25 protein-coding genes and 2 riboswitches are annotated in these 25136 nt (G+C 55.7%); of the genes, 16 read left to right on the top strand and 9 right to left on the bottom strand.

The annotated features are described in order from the left end of the window. A protein-coding gene (locus OEU85_RS04730; RefSeq protein WP_262689381.1) for an IS5 family transposase occupies positions 1-775 on the bottom strand; the annotation gives its coding sequence in 2 pieces (ribosomal slippage) (positions 1-460 and positions 460-775; 776 coding nt annotated over the 2 pieces). This gene is flagged as partial in the annotation. Positions 776-868: 93 nt separating this feature from the next. Continuing rightward, positions 869-1432: a YqgE/AlgH family protein gene (locus OEU85_RS04725; protein WP_262690299.1), complete on the bottom strand. Its 564-nt coding sequence runs from the start codon at positions 1430-1432 to the stop codon at positions 869-871. 182 nt (positions 1433-1614) lie between these two features. Between OEU85_RS04725 and OEU85_RS04720 the strand changes: the two genes are divergently transcribed. The 6 genes from OEU85_RS04720 to OEU85_RS04695 all read left to right on the top strand — a co-directional run bounded on the left by OEU85_RS04720 (position 1615) and on the right by OEU85_RS04695 (position 7679). Then, positions 1615-2430, top strand: coding sequence for a protein-disulfide reductase DsbD domain-containing protein (locus OEU85_RS04720; RefSeq protein WP_262690298.1), 816 nt, complete (start codon positions 1615-1617; stop codon positions 2428-2430). 69 nt (positions 2431-2499) lie between these two features. Next, the gene (locus OEU85_RS04715; RefSeq protein WP_394805383.1) at positions 2500-2982 is read left to right on the top strand and encodes a peroxiredoxin; all 483 of its coding nucleotides are present in this window, start codon (positions 2500-2502) and stop codon (positions 2980-2982) included. Between the two features lie 133 nt (positions 2983-3115). Then, a complete protein-coding gene (locus tag OEU85_RS04710; protein WP_262690296.1) occupies positions 3116-4075 on the top strand; it encodes an SPFH domain-containing protein in 960 nt (319 codons plus the stop codon). A gap of 4 nt (positions 4076-4079) precedes the next feature. Then, positions 4080-4541, top strand: coding sequence for an NfeD family protein (locus tag OEU85_RS04705; protein WP_262690295.1), 462 nt, complete (start codon positions 4080-4082; stop codon positions 4539-4541). A 49-nt stretch (positions 4542-4590) separates the two neighbouring features. Continuing rightward, on the top strand, positions 4591-5856 hold the full coding sequence (locus OEU85_RS04700) for a DsbA family protein (RefSeq protein WP_262690294.1): 1266 nt from the start codon (positions 4591-4593) through the stop codon (positions 5854-5856). 173 nt (positions 5857-6029) lie between these two features. Next, positions 6030-7679 (top strand): M28 family metallopeptidase, encoded by a 1650-nt coding sequence (locus OEU85_RS04695; RefSeq protein WP_262690293.1) that lies wholly within the window; start codon positions 6030-6032, stop codon positions 7677-7679. 48 nt (positions 7680-7727) lie between these two features. Here OEU85_RS04695 and OEU85_RS04690 read toward each other — a convergent pair whose 3' ends face one another. The 5 genes from OEU85_RS04690 to ispH form a co-directional block, all read right to left on the bottom strand. Next, entirely contained in the window at positions 7728-8858 is a 1131-nt protein-coding gene (locus tag OEU85_RS04690) for a serine hydrolase domain-containing protein (RefSeq protein WP_262690292.1), read from the bottom strand. 68 nt (positions 8859-8926) lie between these two features. Beyond that, positions 8927-10270, bottom strand: a complete 1344-nt coding sequence (locus OEU85_RS04685) for a hypothetical protein (RefSeq protein WP_262690291.1) — start codon at positions 10268-10270, stop codon at positions 8927-8929. A gap of 116 nt (positions 10271-10386) precedes the next feature. After that, positions 10387-10836, bottom strand: a complete 450-nt coding sequence (gene rnhA / locus OEU85_RS04680) for a ribonuclease HI (protein WP_394805382.1) — start codon at positions 10834-10836, stop codon at positions 10387-10389. Beyond that, the gene (gene thrB, locus OEU85_RS04675) at positions 10826-11785 is read right to left on the bottom strand and encodes a homoserine kinase (protein WP_262690289.1); all 960 of its coding nucleotides are present in this window, start codon (positions 11783-11785) and stop codon (positions 10826-10828) included. The genes rnhA and thrB overlap by 11 nt, the downstream gene beginning before the upstream one ends. Continuing rightward, positions 11785-12741: a 4-hydroxy-3-methylbut-2-enyl diphosphate reductase gene (ispH, locus tag OEU85_RS04670; RefSeq protein WP_262690288.1), complete on the bottom strand. Its 957-nt coding sequence runs from the start codon at positions 12739-12741 to the stop codon at positions 11785-11787. The genes thrB and ispH overlap by 1 nt, the downstream gene beginning before the upstream one ends. A 313-nt stretch (positions 12742-13054) precedes the next feature. Between ispH and OEU85_RS04665 the strand changes: the two genes are divergently transcribed. The 6 genes from OEU85_RS04665 (at position 13055) to OEU85_RS04640 (ending at position 19820) form a co-directional block, all read left to right on the top strand. Further along, positions 13055-13561 carry a hypothetical protein gene (locus tag OEU85_RS04665; RefSeq protein ID WP_262690287.1) on the top strand — a complete coding sequence of 169 codons (507 nt, stop codon included), beginning with the start codon at positions 13055-13057 and terminating at the stop codon, positions 13559-13561. A 154-nt stretch (positions 13562-13715) separates the two neighbouring features. Beyond that, positions 13716-13816, top strand: a riboswitch (glycine riboswitch). Then, a riboswitch (glycine riboswitch) is annotated at positions 13817-13926 on the top strand. 44 nt (positions 13927-13970) lie between these two features. Next, positions 13971-15134 carry a glycine cleavage system aminomethyltransferase GcvT gene (gcvT, locus tag OEU85_RS04660; protein ID WP_262690286.1) on the top strand — a complete coding sequence of 388 codons (1164 nt, stop codon included), beginning with the start codon at positions 13971-13973 and terminating at the stop codon, positions 15132-15134. Further along, positions 15131-15502, top strand: coding sequence for a glycine cleavage system protein GcvH (gcvH, locus tag OEU85_RS04655; protein WP_317277411.1), 372 nt, complete (start codon positions 15131-15133; stop codon positions 15500-15502). Before gcvT ends, gcvH begins: the two co-directional genes overlap by 4 nt. Positions 15503-15601: 99 nt before the next feature. Beyond that, positions 15602-16951, top strand: a complete 1350-nt coding sequence (gene gcvPA, locus OEU85_RS04650) for an aminomethyl-transferring glycine dehydrogenase subunit GcvPA (RefSeq protein WP_262690284.1) — start codon at positions 15602-15604, stop codon at positions 16949-16951. Then, a complete protein-coding gene (gene gcvPB, locus OEU85_RS04645) occupies positions 16951-18483 on the top strand; it encodes an aminomethyl-transferring glycine dehydrogenase subunit GcvPB (protein WP_262690283.1) in 1533 nt (510 codons plus the stop codon). The genes gcvPA and gcvPB overlap by 1 nt, the downstream gene beginning before the upstream one ends. A 137-nt stretch (positions 18484-18620) precedes the next feature. Continuing rightward, complete coding sequence (locus OEU85_RS04640; RefSeq protein ID WP_262690282.1) at positions 18621-19820, top strand: EAL domain-containing response regulator; 1200 nt, start codon at positions 18621-18623, stop codon at positions 19818-19820. Here OEU85_RS04640 and OEU85_RS04635 read toward each other — a convergent pair whose 3' ends face one another. Further along, positions 19821-20444, bottom strand: coding sequence for a TetR/AcrR family transcriptional regulator (locus OEU85_RS04635; RefSeq protein ID WP_262690281.1), 624 nt, complete (start codon positions 20442-20444; stop codon positions 19821-19823). Positions 20445-20621: 177 nt separating this feature from the next. Between OEU85_RS04635 and OEU85_RS04630 the strand changes: the two genes are divergently transcribed. The 4 genes from OEU85_RS04630 (at position 20622) to OEU85_RS04615 (ending at position 24403) form a co-directional block, all read left to right on the top strand. After that, on the top strand, positions 20622-21590 hold the full coding sequence (locus OEU85_RS04630) for an HlyD family secretion protein (protein ID WP_262690280.1): 969 nt from the start codon (positions 20622-20624) through the stop codon (positions 21588-21590). Next, entirely contained in the window at positions 21587-22531 is a 945-nt protein-coding gene (locus tag OEU85_RS04625; RefSeq protein WP_262690279.1) for an ABC transporter ATP-binding protein, read from the top strand. Before OEU85_RS04630 ends, OEU85_RS04625 begins: the two co-directional genes overlap by 4 nt. Beyond that, positions 22528-23661, top strand: a complete 1134-nt coding sequence (locus OEU85_RS04620) for an ABC transporter permease (RefSeq protein ID WP_262690278.1) — start codon at positions 22528-22530, stop codon at positions 23659-23661. Before OEU85_RS04625 ends, OEU85_RS04620 begins: the two co-directional genes overlap by 4 nt. Positions 23662-23725: 64 nt before the next feature. Further along, positions 23726-24403: a nitroreductase family protein gene (locus OEU85_RS04615; protein WP_262690277.1), complete on the top strand. Its 678-nt coding sequence runs from the start codon at positions 23726-23728 to the stop codon at positions 24401-24403. Between the two features lie 6 nt (positions 24404-24409). On the opposite strand, the gene OEU85_RS04610 is transcribed toward OEU85_RS04615, so the two are convergent. Continuing rightward, complete coding sequence (locus OEU85_RS04610) at positions 24410-25000, bottom strand: MarR family winged helix-turn-helix transcriptional regulator (RefSeq protein ID WP_262690276.1); 591 nt, start codon at positions 24998-25000, stop codon at positions 24410-24412. Between the last annotated feature and the right edge of the window lie 136 nt (positions 25001-25136).

Genomic DNA, 25136 nt, shown 5'->3' with positions numbered 1-25136 from the left:
TAGGTCGTAGACTCATAATTTTTCAACCAGATACAGACTGAAGCCAGTTTTACAGCGGCGAGGAAATTCTCCGGGTTTTTGTCATAGCGCGTTGCAATGCCCCGATAGTGCTTGAGCTTATTGAAGAAACGCTCGACGAGATTACGGTGTCGGTACAGCCATTTACTGAAGGTAAAGGACTGCTTGCGGTTGGCTTTTGGCGGAATATTGGCCCAAGCTCTGCGCGCTGTGGTGAAGGCACGAAGCGCGTCGGTATCATAGGCTTTGTCAGCGAGCAAGATCGCTTCCTCCTTGATGTCCTCAATCAGATCAAGGGCCGGTTTGCTGTCGTGGGTCTGTCCAGCAGTCAGCGAAAGCCTGATCGGCAGACCATCCGCATCGACGAGGGCGTGGATTTTGGTGGTCAGTCCACCCCGGGAACGGCCCATGCAGCCATCGTCCTGATCCCCCTTTTTGCCGTGGCCCCTTGTTGATGCACACGGACACAGCTGCTGTCGATCATAATGATGTCACCGTCATGGGCTTTGCTCACCGCCTCGAACAGTCGGTCCCACACCCCGGCCTTGCGCCAGCGGACAAACCGGTTGTAGCAGGTGGTGTAGGGACCATATCTTTCGGGAATGTCTGCCCACGGCGTTCCCGCCCGAAAGCGCCACAAGATGCCGTTGATCACCCGGCGGTCATCCACCCTAGGCACCCCGCGCGGCTTGTTCGGCAGCAAAGGCTCTATGATCGACCATTCATAATCTGTCAGTTCATACCGGCGGCGGCGCATCAAAACCTCCTCAATGATTTGAGAAGCGTTGAATCATATCTTCGCCTGTTTGGGAATCCCTTTTATGAGTTTACGGCCTAGGTCTGTTTTGCTTCAGGCATGGCCAGCATCCGACGATAGCATCGATATATTCACGCCAAGCATTGCCATGGCGCGGGGCCACTTTTGCTCAAGTTCTGTATTGAAGATGATTTCGTCGTCAGCTTCGGCAGTTAACCAGGAGTTGGACTGGATTTCCTGCTCCAGTTGCCCAGCGCCCCAACCCGCATAACCCAGGGCCATCAAATGGTGGCGGGGGCCTTGCCCGGCAGCTAACGCCTGAAGAATATCGACGGTCGCGGATAGTGCCAGCGTTTCAGAGACGACGAGTGTGCTCTCCTGAACAAAGTCAGCACTGTGGAGCACAAAACCACGGCCGGGTTCCACGGGCCCGCCCGTATGGATGGGAATTTCGGGCACTGTGCCCTCTACCTCGATATCGAGCTGTTCCAGAAGGCTTTCAAATGTCAGGCCGGAAAACGCCTGATTAATGATCAGCCCCATAGCTCCAGATGCATCGTGTGAGCATAGATAAATTACGCTACGCTCAAATCGAGGGTCGGTCATGCTGGGCATCGCCAGTAGAAGTTTGCTGTCCAAAAAAGTCGATGACGTCATATGCCTCTCTCTATCTTTGCCAATCCTAACGCGTATGGGAGCAGTACGCAATTAGCACGCATATACTTGTGCTCACAAATGGTGGCCATTTTCCGCTCCATTAACGGCAATGTGAAGAAAGGCTACTGGCGGGACCGTTGGCGAGTTGCTACATACAGCCTGAATAAAACAAGGAGCGTGACATGCGCTTAGTCGCATTTGTAATGAGTATTCTGTACCTGTCGTCTGTCGCGGTGGCGGCGGAAACGCCATGGCAGGACCATCAGGGCATGCTTAAAACGCGCCTTGTGTCGGCGTCGGGCGACTTGACCAAGGGCAGTAAGGTATTGCTCGCATGGGAAGCAGACCTGGCGCCCGGATGGAAGACATACTGGCGCTCGCCTGGGGAAGCGGGGTTGCCCGTTCGTGTGAGTGTGAACGGCGAACCCGTCGATATCGAATTTCCCTATCCACACAGGTTTGAACTATTTGGTCTTGAGACATATGGCTACGCAGACAAGGTCATGCTGCCTTTTTATGTGTCCCCACCTGAAAGCGGGATGCTGGCAGTCAAAGCGGACTTCATGGTCTGCAAAGACATATGTGTCCCCTTTGAAGCCCGCTATGAGCTGGCAGGCGAAGATTTGGCGCCAGAGGTATCAGGCCATGATATTCGGCTGGAGGCATGGCTTGCACAAGTGCCGACGCGGGAAGGTGATGCGGGCGGACTTCGCATATCTTCGGCCAAGGTAACGGGCACGCCCGGTCATCAGCGCATTGTCATCGAAGCCGAGGCGGATTCAGACCTCTCGAATGCCGATATGCTGGCTGAGGCTGGTGAAATGTTCCACTTCGGCGCGCCGCAAATTCATCTCTTGCAGGACGGTACCGAGGCACGTTTTGTGCTTTTTGCCATGACCGGTAAAAAGCCGAAAGACCTGCGGGGCCAGACCGTACGATTGACATTCGCGGATGGCGGCGGTCGTGCGATCGACAAAAAAATGAAGCTTGAGCCTTAAGTGGCTTTGCAGGCTGCCTTGTATCCTTATAAAGTGACCCCTTACTCACGCGACCTTCAGGAGCATATGATGACGATTAAAGTTGGTGACAAGATTCCTTCTGCCACACTCACGACAATGACAGCAGATGGCCCAGGACCAATTTCTACAGACGAATATTTCGCCGGCCGCAAGGTTGCGCTTTTTTCGGTGCCGGGAGCCTTCACGCCGACATGTTCTGCTAAACACCTGCCGGGTTTCGTAGAGAATGCTGACGGCATTCGCGGGAAAGGCGTGACTGAGATCGCCTGCGTGGCGGTGAACGATGTTTTTGTCATGGATGCCTGGGGAAAAAGTGCGGGCGTAAATGGCAAGGTAACCATGCTTGCAGACGGCAATGCCGCCTTTGCTGAAGCGATGGGCCTGGACATGGATGCTTCTGGTTTTGGCATGGGGAAACGCTCCAAGCGTTTCTCGATGATTGTCGATGACGGTACGGTTGCCGAGCTCAATATTGAGGAGCCAGGTGCATTTCAGGTTTCAAGTGCGGAACACATGCTAACGCAGCTCTGATCCTGAAGTTCCGGAGTCAGCATTAGAAAAGGGTGGCAAATGCCACCCTTTTTTGCTGAGCCCACTATACCTATATACGTATTATATCATACATGGGTATGATAGGCATCAACCGGTGGGGGAGGCATAAGCCATGCTTGAAATGTCGTCAGTAGTAGTAGGTTTGGTTGTCCTGTTCATGGTTGTCCTGATTTTTTCAGGCGTGGTCATGGTCAAGCAGGGGTATGAATATACCATCGAACGGTTTGGACGCTATACGGGTACTTTGTCGCCGGGGCTTCATCTTATCATGCCGCTTGTTGACCGAGTAGGACACAGGATGCTGATGATGGAGCAGGTGCTTGATATTCCAACACAGGAAGTCATCACTCGCGATAACGCCATGGTGGCTGCGGACGGCGTGGTTTTTTATCAGGTGCTGGATGCCTCCAAGGGCAGCTATGAGGTAAATAACCTTCAGCTTGCCATCCTTAATCTCACCATGACCAACCTGCGAACGGTGATGGGCTCCATGGACCTTGATGAGCTTTTGTCCAAGCGTGATGACATCAATGCGCGACTGATGAGTGTTGTCGATGAGGCCACGCAGCCTTGGGGTGTCAAGATTACCCGTATCGAAATCAAGGACATAGAACCCCCCAGAGATATCGTCGACGCCATGGCGCGCCAAATGAAAGCAGAGCGCGAGAAACGCGCAGCTATTCTTGAGGCCGAAGGTCAACGGGAGTCGGAGATTAAACGCGCAGAGGGCCAAAAAAGGGCGGCTATTTTGCAGGCTGAAGGGCGCAGAGAAGCTGCCTATAAGGACGCTGAAGCGCGGGAGCGCGAAGCCGAAGCCGAGGCAAAGGCGACCGAGATGGTCTCCAAGGCAATCGGGGAAGGTAACGCACAAGCGATCAACTATTTTGTGGCGCAGAAATATGTCGAGGCCTTGCATGGCTTTGCGCGGTCCCCAAATGAAAAGCTTATCTTCATGCCAATGGAGACAACGGGCATTATCAGCTCGCTGGGTGGTATTTCTGAGCTGTTCAAGGAACTGAACAAGGATGGAACGCCACGTCGTTCGGTCGGTAGTGTCCCGCGGACGGAGTAGGTATATGGAAGAGCTGTTTATATGGGGGGCTGAGAACGCCCACTGGCTGTGGTGGGGGCTTGGCCTCCTGCTGCTGGCAGGTGAGATGGTTATTCCCGGCGTCTATCTTTTGTGGATCGGTGTCGCGGGCCTGGCTACGGGGCTGGTCGCGTTTTTTATGCCAGGCATGGGGTTTGATGGGCATGGCCTTGTCTTCGCGGTGTTTGGTGCGGCATCCATCTATATTGGAAACCGCTATTTCTATAACCGCTTTAAAGAGGCGGGAGAACCTACGGTCAATACACGCGGACGTAGCCATGTAGGACGCATTTATTCGGTGTGCTCACCAATCATCAATGGTCGGGGGCATGTTACGGTAGGGGATAGCCGCTGGCTCGCAGAGGGGCCTGATGCGCCGGAAGGTACACGAGTGAAGGTTAAAGCTGTTGAAGGCACCGTATTGACGGTAGAACCTGTCGACGATTGACAGGGGCAATTTTTTCGACCATCAGCATTCCATGACTTTGGCCAGCACGATGAAATCTTTTGCGGCCGCTTGGTTGACAAGCGGTGCGCGGCTTCAGTTCAGGCGCGGCAGCGCTGAGCTGGGGCGACGCATTCGACGGATGCCGCATGAGCTCATATATTTTCACCGTGCGGATGATCCATATAGCCAGCTGATGGTGCAGGTATTACCTGATCTAGCCGCGCGTTTCGACGTCACGATCCGCCCGTTGGTGGTGGAGCGACTGCCGGCGAACATGTACCCGGACCCTCAACGGTTTGAAGCCTACAGCATTTTGGATGCGGCGCGCCTTGCGCGGCTTTATGGTCTCGGCTTTCCCTCCAGCGCGACAGTGCCTGACAGGCTGGCGGTGGGGATGGCGAACCGCCATTTGGCCAAATTGCAGGACGACCCGAACTTTTTCTCGGTCGCAGAGGAAGTAGGTGCCGCCCTTTGGCAGCAGGATATCAAAGCGGTGCGTACGCTTTGTGTGGCAGCGGATATTGACGAAAAAATCCTCCAGGACAATGAAGGACTGTTACGTACGCTTGGCCATTATGCTTCGGGCAATGTGTTTTATGGCGGTGAGTTTTACCCAGGGCTGGACCGGTTAGACCATCTGGAGAGGCGCCTGAACCGATTGTCACTTGGTGACAGCGAAGTGCATTTTGAGCTGACACGTTTATGGCGGTATGATCTGGAGAATTTGGACCGCAGCGTCTCCGGTCGGACATTGGAGCTCTATTTTTCAGTGCGCAGTCCATACAGCTATCTGGGTTTGCATCACGCAGCCGACCTGGCGGCGGCGACAGGGCTTCGGCTAAAGCTCAGGCCCGTAATGCCCATGGTGATGCGCGGGCTAAAGGTGCCGCCAGCCAAAGCTGGTTATATTTTGCATGATACAGCGCGCGAGGCACGACTGGAAAACTTGCCCTTCGGGCGCATAGTGGACCCACTGGGGCATGCTACCAAACGCGCGATGGCGCTGGGTTTCAGGCTGGCGGAGGACGGTGAGGACCTCGCGTTCTTCAAGGCGTTTACCAGGGCTGCGTTTGCGGAAGGTATTGATGGCGCGACTGATGGCGGCCTAAGCCGTGTTCTGGAACGCGCGGGTATTTCCCCGTCTAAGCTTTCAGGCGCAATGTCAGCCGATATATGGGGGCCACTTGCCGAAAAGAACCGACAGATGATGTTGATGAGCGGTAGTTGGGGAGTGCCAACGTTCCGCATCGGCAATGAAACGCTATGGGGCCAAGACCGCATGTGGGCCATTGTCGACGCGTTGAGGCAACACTGACCGCATCAGACGCTCGTTTTGTCGCACACTTTTGCTGCTGTGATTGACTAATCCGCTTACCCAATTATCCTCGGCAGCTTGTGAATGGGGTAAGCCCCGGGTTGGGGCTCTCGGTATGCTGTACATGGGGGTGTGCGGCGTTATATTTGGGAAAAAGACACGTGAAAATAAAAATGAAATTGCGCAAGGGCCTTTCGGTGCTGACGCTTGCAGCACTTGCAGCTTGTACCGGTGCGCAAGTTGAAAAGGCAACGTCGGATAGCACTATTCCATCCTTTAGCGCGGACCGCATCGAAGCGGACGTCACTTTTTTGGCGGATGATTTGCTACGCGGTCGCGATACCGGTAGCGAAGGCTATCGCATCGCTGCAAACTATGTTGCAGCGGAATATGCGCGGCTCGGCCTGAAGCCAGCGGGCACCGACGGTTCCTATTTTCAGGAAGTTCCGTTTCAGAAGGCGAAACTGAACCAGGAAACCGCCACCATGTCGTTGACCATAGGCGGCGATGAAAAAGCCCTGACACTCGGTGACGATTATTATGTGGGCGGCGATGTACGAGCTCCCGCAGGCGATCAGACTGGTGATATTGTATTTGCGGGGTACGGTATTTACGCGCCCGAACTTGGCCATGACGACCTCGAAGGGCTGGACCTTGACGGTAAGATAGTGCTGGTAATTTCCGGTGCGCCAACAACTTTCCAGACCGAAATCCGCGCGCATCACGGCTCGTCGACCACCAAGAAGGCTGAACTCGCCAAGCGCGGGGCGGTTGGCTATATCACGGTGAATTCGCTGTCCAATGAAAAGCGCCGCCCATTCTCCCGGCTGAAAAAATATCTCGACTATGAAACCTTTGACTGGGTGATGCCTGCAACTGAAAGCGAGGGGGCACCCGTGATCGCGGCGTCGGCTTCCATCAGCCATGATGTTGCCAAAACCATTTTCACAGCAGCGGGCAAGTCCTTCGAGGAGGTGATGAACGAAGCTGAAGTTGGCGCGCCTGAAGGGTTTGATACAGCTGTTAAAGCCCATATCAAGCTGGAGAGTGTGCTCTCAGAGGTGTTTTATAGCCCGAACGTGCTGGGTGTGATCGAGGGTTCCGACCCTACGCTCAAGGATGAATATGTTGTTCTGTCGGCGCACCTGGACCATATCGGTGAAAGCCTGCATCCAAAAGGGGATGACAAGGTCAATAACGGAGCAATTGACAACGCAACGGGAGTGGCCGTGATGATGGACGTCGCACGGGCATACGCGCGTGCGGATGTGAAACCGCGCCGCTCCATCCTGTTCGCCGCTGTGGTGGCGGAAGAAAAAGGCCTTCTGGGCGCCGAGTATTTTGCTCATTTCCCAACGGTTGAGAAAAGCAGCCTGGTGGCAAACGTTAACCTCGATATGCCGATTCTTCTCTATGATTTCAGCGATGTTGTAGCCTTCGGTGCAGATCGTAGCAGCTTGGGGCCGGTTACCGATAAGGCACTGGCAGAGATAGGCCTGAGCCTGAGCCCGGACCCGATGCCGGAAGAAGGCATTTTCACGCGCAGCGACCACTACCGCTTTGTGCAACAGGGGATTCCGTCGGTGTTCCTGGTGACTGGCTGGGGCAAGACCACACTTGGCGAAGATGGCGGCGCCATTTTTCGGGAGTTTCTGGGCAAGACGTACCATTCACCCCATGATGATCTGACACAGGCTATCAATTATGAAGCTGGCGCCAAGTTTGCGAAGGTGAACTGGTTGATTGTTAACGCTGTGGCGAATGCTGATGAGCGGCCGACCTGGAATGATGGAGATTTTTTCGGGCAAACCTTTTCCAAGTAAGGAAGTCTGATAGTCAAACAAGGCGCTGCCGAAGGGCGGCGCCTTTTGTTATTGCTCGGACACTGCAATCGCGAGGGTGTAAAGCCCCGTGCGCAGGAGGGCAGGGAACGCGCCACCGTGGTTCGCCATCAGGGCAATAGCAATGTCATGCTCAGGGTCAACCAGCAATAGCGCTACGCCGCCCATGGACCCGCCAGAGTGCCAGACAAGATGCTCGTGCACGATGGGGGTATATTCCGTCAGACCGTCACGAATAAGGCGTGCATGCATGTTACTAGCGGTCATCCAGCCAATGCCAAACCCGGCAGGTGAACCATTTTTGGTGAACTGCTCGGTGAACAGTAGATCCAACGTCTCCTGTTTGAGAAACCCTGGTTCGGTATGCGCGAGCCCGAAGCGTGCTACGTCCGAGGCCGTGGCAATAAAGCCGCCACCAGCCCACTTGTAGCTGTTGTCAACAAATGGCGCGATAACCGGCGTATCATTGTCGCTTGAATGAAAAGCTGACAGCTGGGGAAAGACACGCGTCACGTCCTCCGCTGCAGTGTCGTACATTTCAAGCGGCTTGAATATATCGCGCGTCATCATCGGCAGGAAATCCTCGTCCGCAGCCCCTTCAAGGGCCGCGCTGATCAGGTTCCATGCATGGCTTGAATAGGAAACTCGCGTGCCAGGTTCAAATGCCAGGGGGTCCGCGGCGAACATCTGAATGCCATCGGTGACAGTGTCATAGTGATGGGTGTTGAGAAATTCGTCGCCTTTGTAGTGGCGGACACCTCCCATATGCGCAGATGCCTGACGGATGCTGACAGGCCACCGCTTTTTTGTGAAGCTGGGGACGTATGTTCCGATGGATACGTCGAGATCCAGTTTACCCGCTTCGTAGAGTTTGCCGACAAGAGCGGCGGTGAAGACTTTTGAAATACTGCCGACGCGCATCTGTGTACTGGCGTTTACAGCTTCGCCAGTTTCAATGTTCGCTGTTCCAAAGCCCGCCGCATAAACAACATGCTCACCCTTTCCGACGGCAACGGTAATGCCGGTTACCGTAGGCGAAGTTAGTTCCTTCTCAATAGCCTGAGGCAAGCTATTGTCGAGCGCAGAGCCGAGGTCGGCACTGGCGGGTAAAGTGAAAAACAGGCCTATGACGGCAGCAAGTCCAAGACCGGACGTCCGCATATGATCTCCCCACTGGTTATTTCTTTATGGGTAGCACTATATCTTTCAGAATGACTGATTACCAGTGATCAACTGGACTTGACTTTTTTGAAGCTTGGCAGCTTGACGCGTCTACTGGAAACTTCTGCTTTCAAGCCATCCTGTTCGGACTGGGAGATGATGTTTTTCAGCCCGGCCTTTGTTGCACATTCATTGGCCCATAATGCTGCGTGATATTGCCTCCGCCGCACAAGAAACTTGATGATGGCCTTGAATTCCGACGTTGTTTCCAGGCCATCACATCCTTCACAGACCAAGGCTTGTTGGCGTTTGACGCTTTTTGCGGAGAAAGCTTCGAAGCAGAAGTTTTTCGCCCGTAGTATGCGGTTCCGCGATCGCAATGACAGCAGCTTCGTCATTGGGACGAACTGTTCTGGTTGCGGGAGGTCGTTTCGTCCCAGCCGTTCTTCCGCTATGTCGTGTGGAATGATCGCGCGAAGCGATTTCCGCTCTGCGTCTATATCCATCACCAGCTCGCATAACGCACTTTGGATGCGTCGTGCGGCCAGCATCGCGGCTTCCGCGCTGCGGTGCTTTCCAGATGGCTTGAAGCCGCGTTTTTCAGCTTCCACTTTCGGCGTGAGTTTCATCGCCCTGCATACCGCCACGAAACTTTCCCATGTGTGTTCAACCGGGGTGCCCGTGAAAGCGTGGTTCTCAACCAGATAATCCGAGACCCTGCGGGCGTAGGCTGCATTGTCGTGCTGCGCATTTAATTTGAGTAGAAAATCGCATTCTTCTGCTGATATGGACCGGTTCACCGTTAGTTCTGGCAGGTTGGGCACGGTTTCGCCGTCAAAGCCGAGTAGATCGAAAAAAGCAGCGCCCAGCCTGTTTTTATGCTCGCCGTAATCGGCAACGGTAAATGTCTCGAAAATGCTGCCGAACAGCGCGCTGAATTTATCGTGCTTATATTTGAAGCGGGTGCTCCACTTTTCAAAGGGCAGCTTGATCGTACCTCTTTTGACACTCTGCAGGTAGGCGGAAATAGCCAATTCAAATGGATCACGCACAAAAGCAATAGCATGGACCTTATACCCATAATCCATCGCTGCCTTGCGTATTTCTTCCAGGGTACGCTCTGGTAGATGAGAGAGGTTTTCATTTGATATCAGGCTGTTGGTCCTGCCACCTGACAGATAGGGAGCCAATGCATCTTCGACCGCCATGCCCTGCGACAGGTGAGCCACGAACCAGTTTCCATTGCCGGATGATATCCTGCCTTCTTTCGCTCTCTCCGTGGCGTTGTCATCGACCTGTTGGTAGTCGATGTCCAATGTTTCCGCCATGAACTGTGTATTCCGGGCAAACACCGTCTGAAGGAAGCTTGATCCGGTTTTAGGAAAACCGGCATGAAGATAAAGCGTTTTCACGTCTTGTTGGCCTTGTATGGCTGTCGGTAAGTATGTGATAGGCCGAGGCTTGGTGGTGTGTCAACGACCAGGCGCTTGTCCCCGTGTGGCATGATAGCGCAGTAACTAAAACGGCATCAGGGCTTGTAAGGTGCCATGCCCTGGTTTGCCAGGGCGTCCGCACGTTCGTTACCCGCGTCGCCTGCGTGCCCCTTAACCCAGATCCAGTCGATATCATGGCGTGCAACGGCGTCGTCAAGCGCCTGCCACAGGTCTGCATTTTTGACCGGCTTTTTAGCGGCCGTGCGCCAGCCCTTGGCTTTCCAGCCGTGGATCCATTTGGTAATGCCGTCCCGCACGTAGGTGCTGTCGGTATGCAGTTTGATATGGCAGGGTCGTGACAGCGCGTTCAACGCTTCAATTGCCGCCGTCAGTTCCATACGGTTGTTGGTGGTTTCCATTTCGCCGCCGGTCAGCTCTTTTTCGTGTTCACCATACAGCAGCAGAGCCCCCCAGCCTCCGGGGCCCGGGTTGCCGGAGCAGGCGCCGTCGGTATAGATATCCACGGTCTTTTTCCTAGACGACATAATCGGCTGCGTCCCGTACTTGCTGGTGGAATTTCAGTTTGCGCACATATTCCATCGGGTCGTGGGGCTTGACCACCGCGTCCTTGACGGGGTTCAGCCAGTCATATAGCCGCGTCAGCAGGAACCGCAACGCCGCCCCCCGGCAGAGGGTTGGCAGCGCCGCAACCTCAGGGCCGGAAAGGCGCTTGTGAGTATCATAAAGTTCAGTCAGGCGTTTAGCGCGTACAGCATCGAAGCGTTGCTGGCCGTCAAAACACCAGGCATTGATGCACACGGCGATATCATAGGCGAAATAGTCGGTGCAGCCGAAGTAGAAGTCGATCACCCCGGTGATTTCGTCGCCGGTGAAGAGCACGTTGTCCGGAAACAGGTCGGCGTGAATCGTGCCTTTGGGCAGGCCTGGCGGCCAGTTTGCGTCAAGATAAGTCAGTTCATCGTCGATCAGCGCAGCAAGACCCGGCATCACCTTATCCGCCCGTGCGTGGGTGGCTTCGGCAAGCGTATGCCAGCCTTCAAGTGACAGGTTATTTTCACGGACTTCGGCAAAGCCTTCTGTTGCGGTATGCATGCGGGCCAGCATGGCGCCAAGCGCGGCGCACTGGTCGGGGCTGGGGTAATTGACACTGACACCGGAGAGGAAACTGATCAGGCACGCGGGCCGCCCCGCCAGCATCTTGAGCGCGTCACCGCGCTTGTCGCGAATTGGCAGCGGCGAGGGGATGTCATGCTCTGCCAGATGTTCCATCATGTTCAGGAAATAGGGCAGGTCTTCAGGGTCGGCACGTTTTTCATACAGCGTCAAGATAAAACGCGCGCTGGTCGTCTCCAGAAGATAGTTCGAGTTCTCCACGCCTTCGGCGATACCCTTGAAGCTGATGGCACTGCCAACGTCATATCCGGACAAAAACTCAGCGAGTGTGCGGTCGTCTACCTGAGTATAAACCGCCATCAGGCAACATCCTTCAGTATAGGGGGCACCTTGAAGGTCACGTCTTCTTCCGCCGTGGTTACCAGTTCCACCCGCGCGTCATAGCGCTCTTTCAAGGCCTCGATGACTTCTTCCACCAGAATTTCCGGCGCGCTGGCGCCAGCGGAAATACCAACCGACTTGGCGCCCGCGATCCAGTCCCAGTCAAGATCAGCGGCGCGCAGCACAAGGCGTGCCGGACACCCGGCCTTCTCGGACACTTCAACAAGACGGCGGCTGTTCGACGAATTACGCGAACCAATAACGATCACACGGTCAGCCTGCCGTGCTACTTCCTTCACCGCCACTTGCCTGTTGGTCGTGGCGTAACAGATATCTTCCTTCTTCGGTTTGGTCAGGCCGGGAAAGCGGCGTTCAAGAACCGCGACGATCTCGGTCGTGTCATCGACCGACAGGGTGGTCTGGGTGACAAAGGAAAGCTCGTTTGCGTCTTCCGGCAGCACGCGCTCGGCATCCTCAACCGTTTCAATCAGGGTCATGGAGCCCATGGGAACCTGCCCCATGGTGCCGATGACTTCGGGGTGCCCGGCATGGCCGATCATCAGAATGTGGCGGCCGCGCGACTGGTGGCGCTCCACCTCGCGGTGCACCTTGCTTACCAGCGGGCAGGTGGCGTCCACATATATCATCTTGCGGGCCTCGGCCTCTGCGGGTACTGCCTTTGGCACACCGTGTGCGGAGAAAACCACAGGCACATCGTCCGGTACCTCAGACAGTTCGTCCACAAACACAGCGCCTTGTGCCTCAAGTCCTTCAACCACATAGCGGTTGTGCACAATTTCGTGCCGCACGTAAACGGGTGCGCCGAACTTTTTGATTGCCAGCTCCACAATCTTGATCGCACGGTCTACGCCCGCACAGAAACCTCGCGGGTTGGCCAGCAATATGCGCAGGGGAGCAGTCTTTGACGATGCCATTTGCATCTTCTCCTCGGGAACAATTCCCCCTTTAGCTACCTGTCATACCCGCGCGGGTCAAGGCGCTGCGTGCGCAGGCATATGCTTTTCCGTCCGCTTTTCCAGCCCCATTTTTGCCACCCTTCGATTTTAGGCTCGACATCAAGGGTAAAGGCGGGCATGGGGTCTTTCTGGATAAGATAGTCATGGCGACCAGATGCCTGCTTGCGCTTGGGCCATGTTCTTTTTATGATCGCCGCCAAATTCCGTGTGGCGTGACTGGAAGCTTGGGCTAAGTCGCTGCGGTACAAGTGATTTATTGAAAGGGTTTTTAATGTCGGTTCGTTTTGCGCTATTGGCGGCGGTTGCTTTCATACTGGCTGCCTGTAACAGAAGCCCGCTTGAGGTCGTCGTTTCGCGCTGCCCCGCCGTTGCTGTTGTGGGCGACATGAATACCCTTACTCAATTCAAGGGTGAAGGCCGCGCCACCGATGATGTGATGTACACTGCTTCCATCATGGATGTGACAAGCAACTGTACCGAGGAAGAATCGGTTGATTCCCGCGTTACCTTTTACGTCGGCGCGACGTCAGGCCCCGCGTTCAGTGGCCGGGAGGTCACCCTGCCATATTTCGTGGCGATCCTGAAAGACAACAGCCAGATCGTCTCCAAGGAAGTATTTGAGGTTACCCTGCGCTTTGACAGCAAGGGCTTCGCTCGCTCGAAGGAAGTGGTAACGCAACATATCCCAACCATTGCCCAGGCCCGGCGCTATAATTATGAAGTGCTGCTCGGCTTTCAGATGGATGCACAGGACGTTGTGTTTAACATGGAGCGGTAGGACGCGTGCCATTTGTGAGGCGGGTTTGAGGAAGGGGCCACAGGGCCCCTTTTTAATTGCTTGTAGTGTTCCTTCGCGATTGACTCCGGCCCCTGTCTCCTGCATATGATCGCGGCACATCAGGTCACGCATCAGCCCCTTACGGGTTTGCTGCATCGCCTGTGCGGGAGAGATTGGCTGCGGGGTAACCCGAAAGTCAGCGCCGAAGGAGCAACCGCCCCGGAAACTCTCAGGCAAAAGGACCGCACGGCTACGTGACCCTCTGGAAAGCAGCACCGCCTCGTGCGTTGCTCACCGACGGGGTAAGCCGGGTTGCATTTGTAGCTCTGGTCAAATCTCTCAGGTACCGTGACAGAGGGGGCTTGACGCCGGTCTTGACTGGCAGATTGCTTATGCGGAGGCCGCCCTGATGACTGACGACACACTTCTCAAGACCCCCCTTTATGATTTACACGTCGCCCAAGGTGGCAAGATGGTACCGTTTGCTGGTTATTCCATGCCAGTGCAGTATCCGCTGGGCATCATGAAAGAACATGAATTCACGCGCGAGAAGGCTGGGCTTTTTGATGTGTCGCACATGGGGCAATGTTTCATTCACTCAAAAGACGGGTCTGACCCTGCGGCAGCCATTGAGAAGCTGATGCCTGGTGCCCTGCAGGTGCTCAAGCCCGGCAAGATGCGCTATACCTTGCTGCTCAATGAAGACGGCGGCATTGAGGATGACCTGATGGTCACCCGCACCCATGACGCGGACGGCAAGCTGTATGTGGTGGTCAACGCCGCTTGCAAAGACAAAGACTATGACATTCTTGAAGAGAAACTTGGCCACCTGATCACGGTGGAGCCGCTTGAAGACCGCGGACTTATCGCGCTGCAAGGCCCTAGGGCAGTTGCAGTGCTGGCAGAACTCGCCCCCGAAGTGGCTGACCTTGGCTTCATGGAGGCAACCGCTGTCACGCTTGAAGGCGTGGTGTGCTGGGTGTCGCGCTCAGGCTACACAGGCGAAGACGGCTACGAAATTTCTGTGCCCGAAAGCGAAGCGAAGGCGCTGGCCGAACGCCTTTTGCGCTCGGGCGATGTTGAGCTTATTGGCCTTGGTGCACGTGACAGCCTGCGCCTTGAAGCCGGGCTGTGCCTTTCTGGCCATGATTTTGACGCAACCATCAGCCCGGTAGAAGCTGGTGTTACCTTCGCGCTGGGTAAAAAGCGCCGCGAGGATGGTGATTTCGCTGGTGCGGCGCGCATCCTGAAGGAACTCAGTGAAGGCCCATCCAAGGTTCGGGTCGGTCTCAAGCCCGCAGGGCGTGCGCCAGCGCGTGAAGGTACCCCTATCGCAGACGCGGATGGCAATGAGATCGGTATCGTCACATCGGGCGGTTTTGGCCCTACGGTTGGTGGCCCGGTAGCGATGGGATTTGTTCCCACGGCATTTGCCGATGAGGGAACAGAAGTGCAGTTGATGATCCGCGGCAAGGCGCATGCCGCCGTAGTCGCAAAAACACCGTTTATTGAGCAGCGCTACGTGCGCAAAAAAAGCATCTTAAGCCTGGATTTATGGAGGATAGGCCCATGATTAAGTTCACTGAAGAGCATGAGTGGCTGGAAGTGGAAGGCGATGTCGCCACCGTTGGTATTACCGACTATGCACAAAACGCATTGGGCGATGTTGTGTTTGTCGAACTGCCTGAAGTTGGCGCGACCTACGATAAGGGCGACGAAGTTGCCGTTGTAGAATCTGTCAAAGCTGCCAGCGAAGTGTATGCACCACTTGCGGGCGAAATCGTTGAGGTCAATGAAGCGCTTGAGGGGGAACCGGCCCTTGTGAACACCGCAGCGCTTGACGCTGGCTGGTTCTTTAAAATGAAGCTCGCTGACGTTGGCGACCTTGACGACCTGATGGACGAGACAGCTTATAACGAGTTTGTCGAGGGTCTCGACTAAAGACTGTTTGGCGCTGGCCGGGAAGAACCCGCGCCAGCGTTTTCTCTTTGGCGGCCCATTACACGCAACTGGGGCCGCTTGACTTAAGGAGTTGGGTGCATGCGCTATCTGCCGCTGACGGCCGCTGACCGGCAATCCATGCTGGAAAAAATCGGCGTCCGCCATATTGATGATCTTTTCAAGGACGTGCCAAACGCTGTCCTGAATCCGGAAATTGACCTGCCGCGCCATAAGGCAGAGATGGAGGTCGAGCGCCACCTCTCACGCATGGCTGGCAAAAACACGGCCGCAGGCAGTGTGCCCTTTTTTGTGGGTGCTGGCGCCTACAAGCACCATGTGCCAGCAAGCGTTGACCACCTGATCCAGCGCGGTGAATTCCTGACGGCTTATACGCCCTACCAGCCTGAGATCGCGCAAGGTACGCTCCAGTATATCTTTGAATTCCAGACCCAGGTTGCGCAACTGACCGGCATGGATGTGGCGAATGCCTCCATGTATGACGGCTCCACGGCCTGTGCCGAGGCTGTGCTGATGGCCCGCCGCGTGACACGGCGGAAAAAGGCCATCATGGCAGGCAGCTTGCACGCGCATTACCGTGCGGTGGTTGAGACAACAACGCAGTACACCGAAGATGTGATTGTAGCGCAAAAGCCCAACCCCGCAGACCCCGAAGCTGAGCTCAAAGCTGTTATCGACGCGATAGACGACGAGACAAGCTGCGTTGTGGTGCAGAACCCCGGTGTGTTCGGCCATGTGCTTGACCTGCGCCCGGTGGCCGAAGCCGCACACGCCAAAAAAGCCTTGCTGGTTGTGGTGGTGACAGAAGTCATGAGCCTGGGCCTGATCCAGAGCCCGGGTGAAATGGGAGCCGATATTGTGGTTGGTGAAGGCCAAAGCATCGGCAATGGCCTTAACTTTGGCGGACCGTATGTTGGCTTATTTGCTACCAACCAGAAATATGTGCGTCAGATGCCGGGCCGCCTGTGTGGCCAGACGGTTGACGCTGACGGCAAGCGGGGGTTTGTGTTGACCCTTTCAACGCGTGAGCAGCATATACGCCGTGAAAAAGCGACGTCGAATATCTGTACCAACGCTGGCCTTTGTGCCCTTGCCTTCACTGTCCACATGACGCTTCTGGGCGAAAAGGGCCTGCGCGGTGTGGCGAAGGTAAACCACAAGAATGCGATCGCTCTCAGGGATGCGATGAAAGCTGTGAACGGCGTGGACGTGCTGACAAATGCCTTCTTCAACGAGATCGCGGTCAAGCTGCCGAAGGCAGCGGCGGGCGTGGTTGATGCGCTGGCGGAGCGCGGCGTTCTTGCCGGTGTGCCGGCGTCGCGCCTTTATGCGGGTGACGGGCTTGACGATGTTTTGATCATGGCGGCAACCGAGACCGTAACAGCGGACGATATTGACGTGCTCAAGGGCGCGCTTGAGGAGGTGCTCTAATGGCGATGAATAGTCAGGGCCGTCCAACGGCCGCAACCGGCGGCAGTGACGGCAAACAATTTGAAAGTTTTTCAGGGCATGTAGGACTGCGCCTTGCCGAGCCACTCATTTTTGAACTGGGCACGACCGAGACCACAGGCGTGGATTATGAAGATACGAGCGATCTTGAACTTTCATGCGGTGGGCTTGAGCGCACCGGTGAGATCGGCTGTCCCGGTCTCGCCGAACCGGATACAGTACGTCACTACACACGCCTCAGTCGCCGCAACTATGGCATCGACATGGGTGTGTTCCCGCTTGGGTCGTGCACCATGAAGCATAACCCGCGCCTGAATGAGAAAGTGGCGCGTCTGCCGGGCTTTGGCGATATCCACCCGCTGGCCCCCAAAGGTACGGTGCAGGGCGCATATCAGTTGATGGATGAGCTAAGCCACTGGCTGATGACATTGACCGGCATGCCCGCCGTAGCCCTCAGCCCCAAGGCCGGGGCGCATGGTGAGTTGTGTGGCGTGATGGCCATCCGCGCGGCGCTTGAAGCCCGCGGTGATGCACGTGAGGTGGTCCTGTGCCCTGAATCAGCGCATGGCACTAACCCGGCAACGGCAGCATTCTGCGGTTACAAAGTGAAGTCGATCCCGGCGAAGGATAATGGCCGTGTTGACCTCGAGGCGCTCAAGGCTGCGCTTGATGACACCGTTGCGGCGGTGATGATCACCAACCCGAATACCTGTGGCTTGTTTGAAAATGAAGTGCGTGAAATCGCGGATGAGATTCACAAAGCCGGTGCCTTCTTCTACTGCGATGGCGCCAACTTTAACGCTATCGTTGGCAAGGCGCGCCCGGGTGATCTCGGTGTGGATGCCATGCACATCAACCTGCACAAAACCTTCTCAACCCCGCATGGCGGTGGTGGGCCGGGCTCTGGGCCGGTGGTCTTCTCCGACGCGCTCAAGGACTTTGTTCCAGTGCCATATGTCTTAAAAACGGACGACGGCTTTGACATTGTGGAAGATCAGACAGGCAAATCCTTTGGCCGACTGACAGCTTTTCAGGGACAGATGGGCATGTATGTGCGCGCACTTTCCTATATGCTGAGCCATGGTTCGGACGGTCTCAAGCAGGCGTCTGAGGATGCAGTGCTGAACGCCAACTATGTGCTGGCATCACTCAAGGATGTGATGAGCCCGTCTTATGATGGCCCCTGCATGCACGAAGCGCTGTTTGACGACCGGTTCCTCAAAGACACGGGCGTCACCACGCTTGATTTCGCCAAAGCCATGATTGATGAGGGTTACCACCCGATGACCATGTACTTCCCGCTGGTAGTGCATGGTGCCATGCTGATTGAGCCGACGGAAAGTGAAAGCAAGACCAACATGGATCAGTTTATCCGTTCCATGCGCGGTCTTGCGGAAGCGGCGAAGGCGGGCGAGGTCGCCCGTTTTGAAGGTGCGCCTTACCATGCGCCTTGGAGCCGCCTTGACGAGACACAGGCCGCGCGCCAGCCAATCCTGCGCTTTGCCGCCGAATAGATTGCGCGTAAGCCATTGAGGTAATTGCAAAACCACTCGCATATGGTGCGGGTGGTTTTGTCTGCCACAGCTAGTTTCCTTCTTGGACCATTACCCCTTTGGTGCTAGCGTATGGCCGCGATGAGGGAGGAGCATCTGTGAGCAAACGTATTCTCGTTGTTGATGATTCGGCGACCATGCGGGATTTGCTGATCCGGTATCTGCAGGGGGGCGACAATCTCGTGGCCGGTGCCGACAGTGGCGCTCAGGCGCTCGATCTCCTCAAAACTGAACGCTATGATGTTATCGTGACAGACTTGGCCATGCCCGAAATGGATGGTTTTGGCCTTATCCGCGCAATCTCTGAACTGGACTGGGACCCTTCCGTTATTCTGCTGACGGGCCATGATGCCCGCACATTGCAGTCAGCCAAGGAACTGGCGCTTGCCTACAGTATCAATCTCCTCGGTACGCTCACCAAGCCAGTGAACAAGGATATGCTGCTGCATATGCTGAGCGACGTGGCGGATACTCGTACGCAAGGTCGTACCGGTACCGAAACAGTCCTTGCGGAAAATGAATTCATGCGTGGGCTGATGACAGATGGTCTGTCGCCTGTCTTCCAGCCGAAGATTAGCCTCAAGACCGGTGCGCTCGCGGGCGCCGAAGTGTTTGCACGTTGGCGGGCACCCAATGGTGGCTACCTGGGGGCTGGGGCCGTGATTAAGGCCGCACAGGAAAAGGGCCATATGGACGTGCTGACCTACCGCATGCTGGAGTTGGCGATGCAGCAACAGGGTAGGTGGCGCAAACAGGGACTGGAACTTGCCTTATCCATCAATGTGGCGAGCGATAACCTGCGTAAAGCGGACTTTGCTGATGTGGTCTCCGGCCTTGCCGAACAATTTGAGGTGGAGCCGAAGATGGTGCGCCTTGAGGTGACGGAAGCCGACCTTGACGTGGACGTGCGCGTCCCTCTTGAAGTGCTGTCGCGGCTGAGCCTGCGCGGCTTCGGCTTGGCGCTCGATGATTTTGGTACCGGTTTCGCATCGCTTATGCGGCTCAAGACCATCCCGTTTGATGAGATTGTGGTTGACCGGATGTTTATAAGTCGTGCAGCTGAGGACGACACTTCCCGCATCATTCTGGAATCCGCGATCGAACTGTCACACAAGCTCAATCTGCGCTGCACCTGTGAAGGGGTGGAAACGGAAGAGCAATTGACGATTATCCGTGCTTTGGGGGCCGATTATGCGCAAGGGTATTTGCTGGGCAAGCCGATGACGGCGGAGGAATTCCTGATCTGGTTCGAAGATTACAGGGACGGAGTTCTTATGATACCGGGGCTGGGTACCTGATCAGCCCTTGGCACCGCGGAAGAAAAGCCGCACCGCATCATCGCGGAACTGGCGCATCTGATCATCCCCAAAGGGGCTGTCGGTCAGGATGCCACTGAGTGGCGCCACAACAAACGGATAAACCAGCATCCCCATGATGAGCACCACGTGCCGGAGGTCATCTGCATCTTCGCGCATACGGCCTTCGGCCTTCTCATTGGCAAACAGGGTCAACCATTTTGCAAGAATGCGCGGCGCAAACTCTGCGGCGAAATGGTCCCGTAGATGCCCGCTTTCCATAATGACTTCCCGGATCATGAGGTGAGGCATCCAGCGGCGTTCCAGCAGGTGATCATGGAAAGTGATCGCCCATTCCTCAAGTGTCGAAGGCTCATCCAGTTTATCGAGAAGAGGTTTGAAGGCCCCGTTGAACACCGCTTCCAACAGCCCGTCCTTACCGCCGAAGTAATAGTGCACCATCGCAGGTGTCACATCCGCTGCCTTGGCGAGTGCCGGGATCTTAGTAGCAGCATATCCCTGCTGCGAAAAAACCGGTCCTGCAACGTCAATCAGGCGTGCGCGGCGGTCTTCGTTATTGTCTTTCGGGCGACCCGCGCCGCGGCGCTTTTTTTCTCGTGTGCTCATAACCCTTAAATTAATTGACTAATTAATTAATTTCAAGCATATAATACATGAACCGAGTCCTTCAGCGAGGAAATCGGCAGGTAATCATAAGCGTCACAAAGGCGCAGAATCCAGAAGGTGAGTGTGCTGCACAGAGTGCGGTCACTCTCTTGCTGTTTTACATGGGAAAGGCCGGTAATGAAGTTCGTCCGTTTTTTGATTGTGCTTTTGGTCGCTGGTGGGGTTGCTACCGCGGCTTGGTATATGAACAGGCTGGAAACGGATGGCATGATTTATCCAGGTTATGTGGAAGGGGAATATATTGAGCTGTCGGTACCTGTGTCCGGCACGCTTGCCTCCCTGAATATTATGCGGGGGCAGCGCGTTGAAGCGGGCGCAGCCTTGTTCTCGCTCGATAAAACCACGGCGATGGCGGACGTCGCACAAGCTGAAGCAGGGGTCGAACGCACACGGGCAGAGCTCGCGGACCGGAAAAAGGGCGCGCGGGCTGAGGAGCTTGAAGTCAGGCGCGCCGAAATGCGCGAGGCTGAAGCCACGCTTTTGAACGCAGAGCAGGAGCTCAAGCGTCAGCGGGACCTTGTGGGCAGCACAGCATTCGTGCAGGCAAAGCTTGACAGTGCCAAGGCGGCGTACGGTCAGGCAAGGGCAAGGCTTGCAGCCTTGCAGCAGGCGTTTGACGTGGCAAATCTGCCCGCGCGACAAGACCAGCTTGAAGCGGCCGGGCAGGTAGTCAGGGAAGCAGAGGCAACACTGGCCAAGGCAAACCGGCGTGTCGCGGAGCTGGCGCCTGTAGCCCCGGTAGGTGCTGTGGTGCAGGATACATACTTCCTGCCCGGTGCATGGGTGCCCGCCAACAAGCCTGTAGTGACGCTGTTGCCCGATGATAAACGCAAGTTGCGCTTCTTCGTGCCTGAAGCGGAGATCGCAAGGATAAAGTTGGGCCAACCCATGGCCTTCACCTGTGATGGCTGCGAGGTGGGCTTGCGCGCCAGTGTGATTTATATCGCGCCTGAAGCTGAGTACACACCGCCGGTGATTTATTCCGCAGACAGCAGGGAAAAGCTTGTTTTTCTCATTGAGGCGCTGCCAATGGATGGTGTGATATTGCCTGTCGGTCTGCCGGTTGAGGTGGAGCGTGTTCAATGAACGGTGCGCCCGAGCTGGCCTCCGACCTCGCAATTGATGTCTCGGGCCTTGTGAAGATTTTTGATGAACGTCGGGTGGTGGATGACTTCTCCCTCCAGATCCCCAAAGGGAAGATTTTTGGATTCCTTGGCCCCAATGGCAGTGGCAAGACAACAACCTTGCGTATGTTGTGCGGGCTCTTGACGCCAGACGAAGGCGCGGGCACGTGTCTTGGGCTTGATCTTCGGGGGCAGGCACCGCTGATCAAGCGTCAAACCGGCTACATGACACAGAAATTCAGTCTCTATGAAGACCTGACAATCCGTGAGAATCTGGAGTTTGTTGCACGGCTTTATGAGATGGACCGCCGCGCCGAGCGCGTGGAAGAGGCGCTCAAGGATCTTGGTCTGTGGGGGCGACGCAACCAGCAGACAGGCACCTTGTCTGGTGGATGGAAACAGCGCCTTGCACTGACCGCCTGTATTTTGCATGAGCCCCGACTTCTGCTGCTGGATGAACCCACGGCGGGGGTGGACCCCAAGGCGCGGCGCGAGTTCTGGGATGAAATCCACACCCTTGCCGGCAAGGGCATCACTGTACTTGTGTCCACCCACTATATGGACGAGGCCGAACGTTGCCACGAGATCGTCTATATCGCCTATGGTAAACTCCTGGCGTCCGGCACCGCGGAAGAAATCATCGAGAATACAGAGCTTTACACCTGGCGGGCGCATGGTCGTGAAGCTGACCGGCTGGCAGGTAAACTACGCGGCAAGGACGGCGTGGCCTCTGCCGTGGCCTTTGGTGCCAAGTTGCATGTCAGTGGGACAGATGAGGCCGCGCTTGAGAAAGCGATCAGGCCCTACCGGGAGGGTCACGACATCTCGTGGGAGCGCACAAGCCCAACCCTTGAAGATGTGTTTATTCACCTGACCGCCGGGTCAAAGGACAATTTCGCATGAGACGGTTGCTTTCCCTCACACGTCTTGGCGCCATGCTGATGAAAGAGTTCAACCACATGCGGCGGGACCGAACAACTTTGGGCATGATGATTGGTGTGCCACTGATCCAGCTCATCCTGTTTGGTTATGCGATCAACACGGACCCCAAGGCCCTGCCAACCGCGATTTATTCATCAGAAAGTACCGCCTACACACGGTCTTTCACCGCTGCTCTTGTGAATACCGGGTATTTTGAGATCGTCTCCCAGGCGGATGGTGACGATGTAGATCGTATGCTCACGCGTGGCCAAGTGCAGTTTGCAGTGACGATCCCGCCCAATTTTTCGCGCGACCTTGTGCTGGGCAAACGGCCGGAAATTCTGGTTGAGGCCGACGCAACGGACCCGGTGGCCACCGGCAGTGCTATCAGCGCGCTGCAGCAGATCAAGGCAACCGCGCTTGAACGTGACCTGAAAGGCGTGAGCGGGAGCCCGCGCGAGCCCGCACCGGCATTCGATATCATCGTACACCGGCGTTATAACCCCGAGAACATCACTCAGTATAATATCGTGCCGGGCTTGATGGGGGTGGTATTGACTATGACACTTGTGATGATCACTGGTCTTGCGGTCACGCGGGAGCGCGAGCGTGGCACGATGGAAAACCTGCTCTCCATGCCGGTCCGGCCCGCAGAGGTGATGCTCGGCAAGATCACACCCTATGTCATTGTGGGGTATGTGCAGGCGGCTATTATCCTGATTGCCGCAGCGTTCCTGTTTGATGTGCCGGTGGAGGGAAGTATTGCTTTGCTCTCGCTTGCGACCATCTTTTTCATGATCGCTAATCTTGCTGTGGGGTTCACCTTCTCCACCATAGCCCAAAACCAGTTACAGGCGGTGCAGATGACCTTTTTCTTCTTCCTGCCGTCGCTGTTGTTGTCCGGGTTTATGTTTCCGTTTCGCGGCATGCCCCAATGGGCGCAGGTGCTGGGGGAAGCTCTGCCGCTTACGCATTTTCTACGCATTGCGCGTGGCATCCTGCTCAAGGGTAGTGGTTTTGCCGATATCGCTGCCGATATCCTTGGTATTATTGCCTTCCTGATTGTGGCGGTTGCTATTGCCATGTCCCGGTATCGGCAAACGCTCGATTAATTATTGCATATGCAATATTATTTATATATGACTCTCATCATATCAATGCTTTAGGGAGTGATGTATGAAGCCTCATGATAATATCCCGTTGCCGGATTACCGCGAATATAGCGAAGCGGAAATGCACAAGCGTGCAGCGGATTTCCTCGCTGATATTCGCCGTCGCCACACGGTGCGTGAGTTTTCTGATCGTCCGGTCCCACGTGAGATTATTGAGGATTGCATACGGGCTGCGGGCACCGCGCCCAGTGGCGCCAATCATCAACCCTGGCATTTCGCGCTGATCGGTAGCCCTGAGGTGAAGGCGAAGGTGCGCAGGCGGGCAGAGCAGGAAGAACACGGCTTTTACGACGAAGGAAAGGCCGGTGAAGAATGGCTTGATGCCTTGGCACCCCTGGGTACCGACGCCAGCAAACCTTACCTCGAACACGCCCCGTGGCTTATCGCGATCTTTGCGCAGCGCCGGGGTGGTGTCGAAACCGGTATGGAACGCAAAAATTATTATGTTTCGGAATCGGTGGGCATTGCCACGGGTTTCCTGATCGCAGCCCTGCACAACGCGGGACTGGCAACCCTGACGCACACCCCGAAGCCGATGAACTTCCTGAACGAGATATGTTGCCGCCCCGACCACGAGCGGGCCTTCATTCTGCTTGTTGCGGGCTATCCGGCGGAAGGGGCGAGCATTCCGGTTCACGCCACGATCAAAAAGCCTTTTGAAGATATCGTCACCGTCCTTTGACGGGGACTACTGGCTGCCTTTTCTGTACCAGCGGATCAGTTCTTTCTGGTCCGCGGGCAGCTCAAGGCCTTGTTGTTGCTGGTCCAGCGCGTACTGCGCCATCAATTGCTCGGCCTTGCTTTCAATGCGTGCCAGCATATCACAAAGCTGGGCCTTCTCCTGTTCACTGAGCACTTCGTCTAGCAAGTTGGCGCGGCTTTCGATGACGGCGATAATCTTGCTATAGACCACTTCACCTTCGGTGGTGAGGACGAGGTTTTTCGCTCGTTTGCTGGTGGGCACCGGTTCAAAGTCTATCAGGTCTGCTTTCCGCAGCGCTTTCACCGCGCGGCTGACCGTGTAGCTGTCCATACGGCTCTGGTAAGCGATGTCGGCTGACTTGATCGGCATGTAGGAGCCGATATTGATCAGCACCCGCATCTCGCGCACATCAAGGTCGACATACTGCCTGACGTTCAGGTCACGGTTCAGCGCGAGCAGGTTGCTGGCGGTCGCGATGCGAAAGGGCACATGGGCCATCAGGTCCAACGGGTCCCTGAGGCGCTCCGTGAGTTTGAAATAACGCTTTCGTGCAGGCGGCAGGTCAAATTTGTTCATGGCGCTTTTGTATCAGCGCATTTTCACTTTGCAAAGTCATGTTTTCGCCAAGCTGTATTGTTATCTTACTGAAACCATTGACCTTCTGAGCGAAAAAGCCAAGGGAAACAGCGGGAATTTATCTATATTGTTCTTG

It is taken from the genome of Kordiimonas aestuarii (genome assembly GCF_025574465.1).
Taxonomy (GTDB): Bacteria; Pseudomonadota; Alphaproteobacteria; order Sphingomonadales; family Kordiimonadaceae; genus Kordiimonas; species Kordiimonas aestuarii.
The sequence above is the reverse complement of the archived record's forward strand: the minus strand, read 5'-3'. Positions and strand labels throughout refer to the sequence as shown.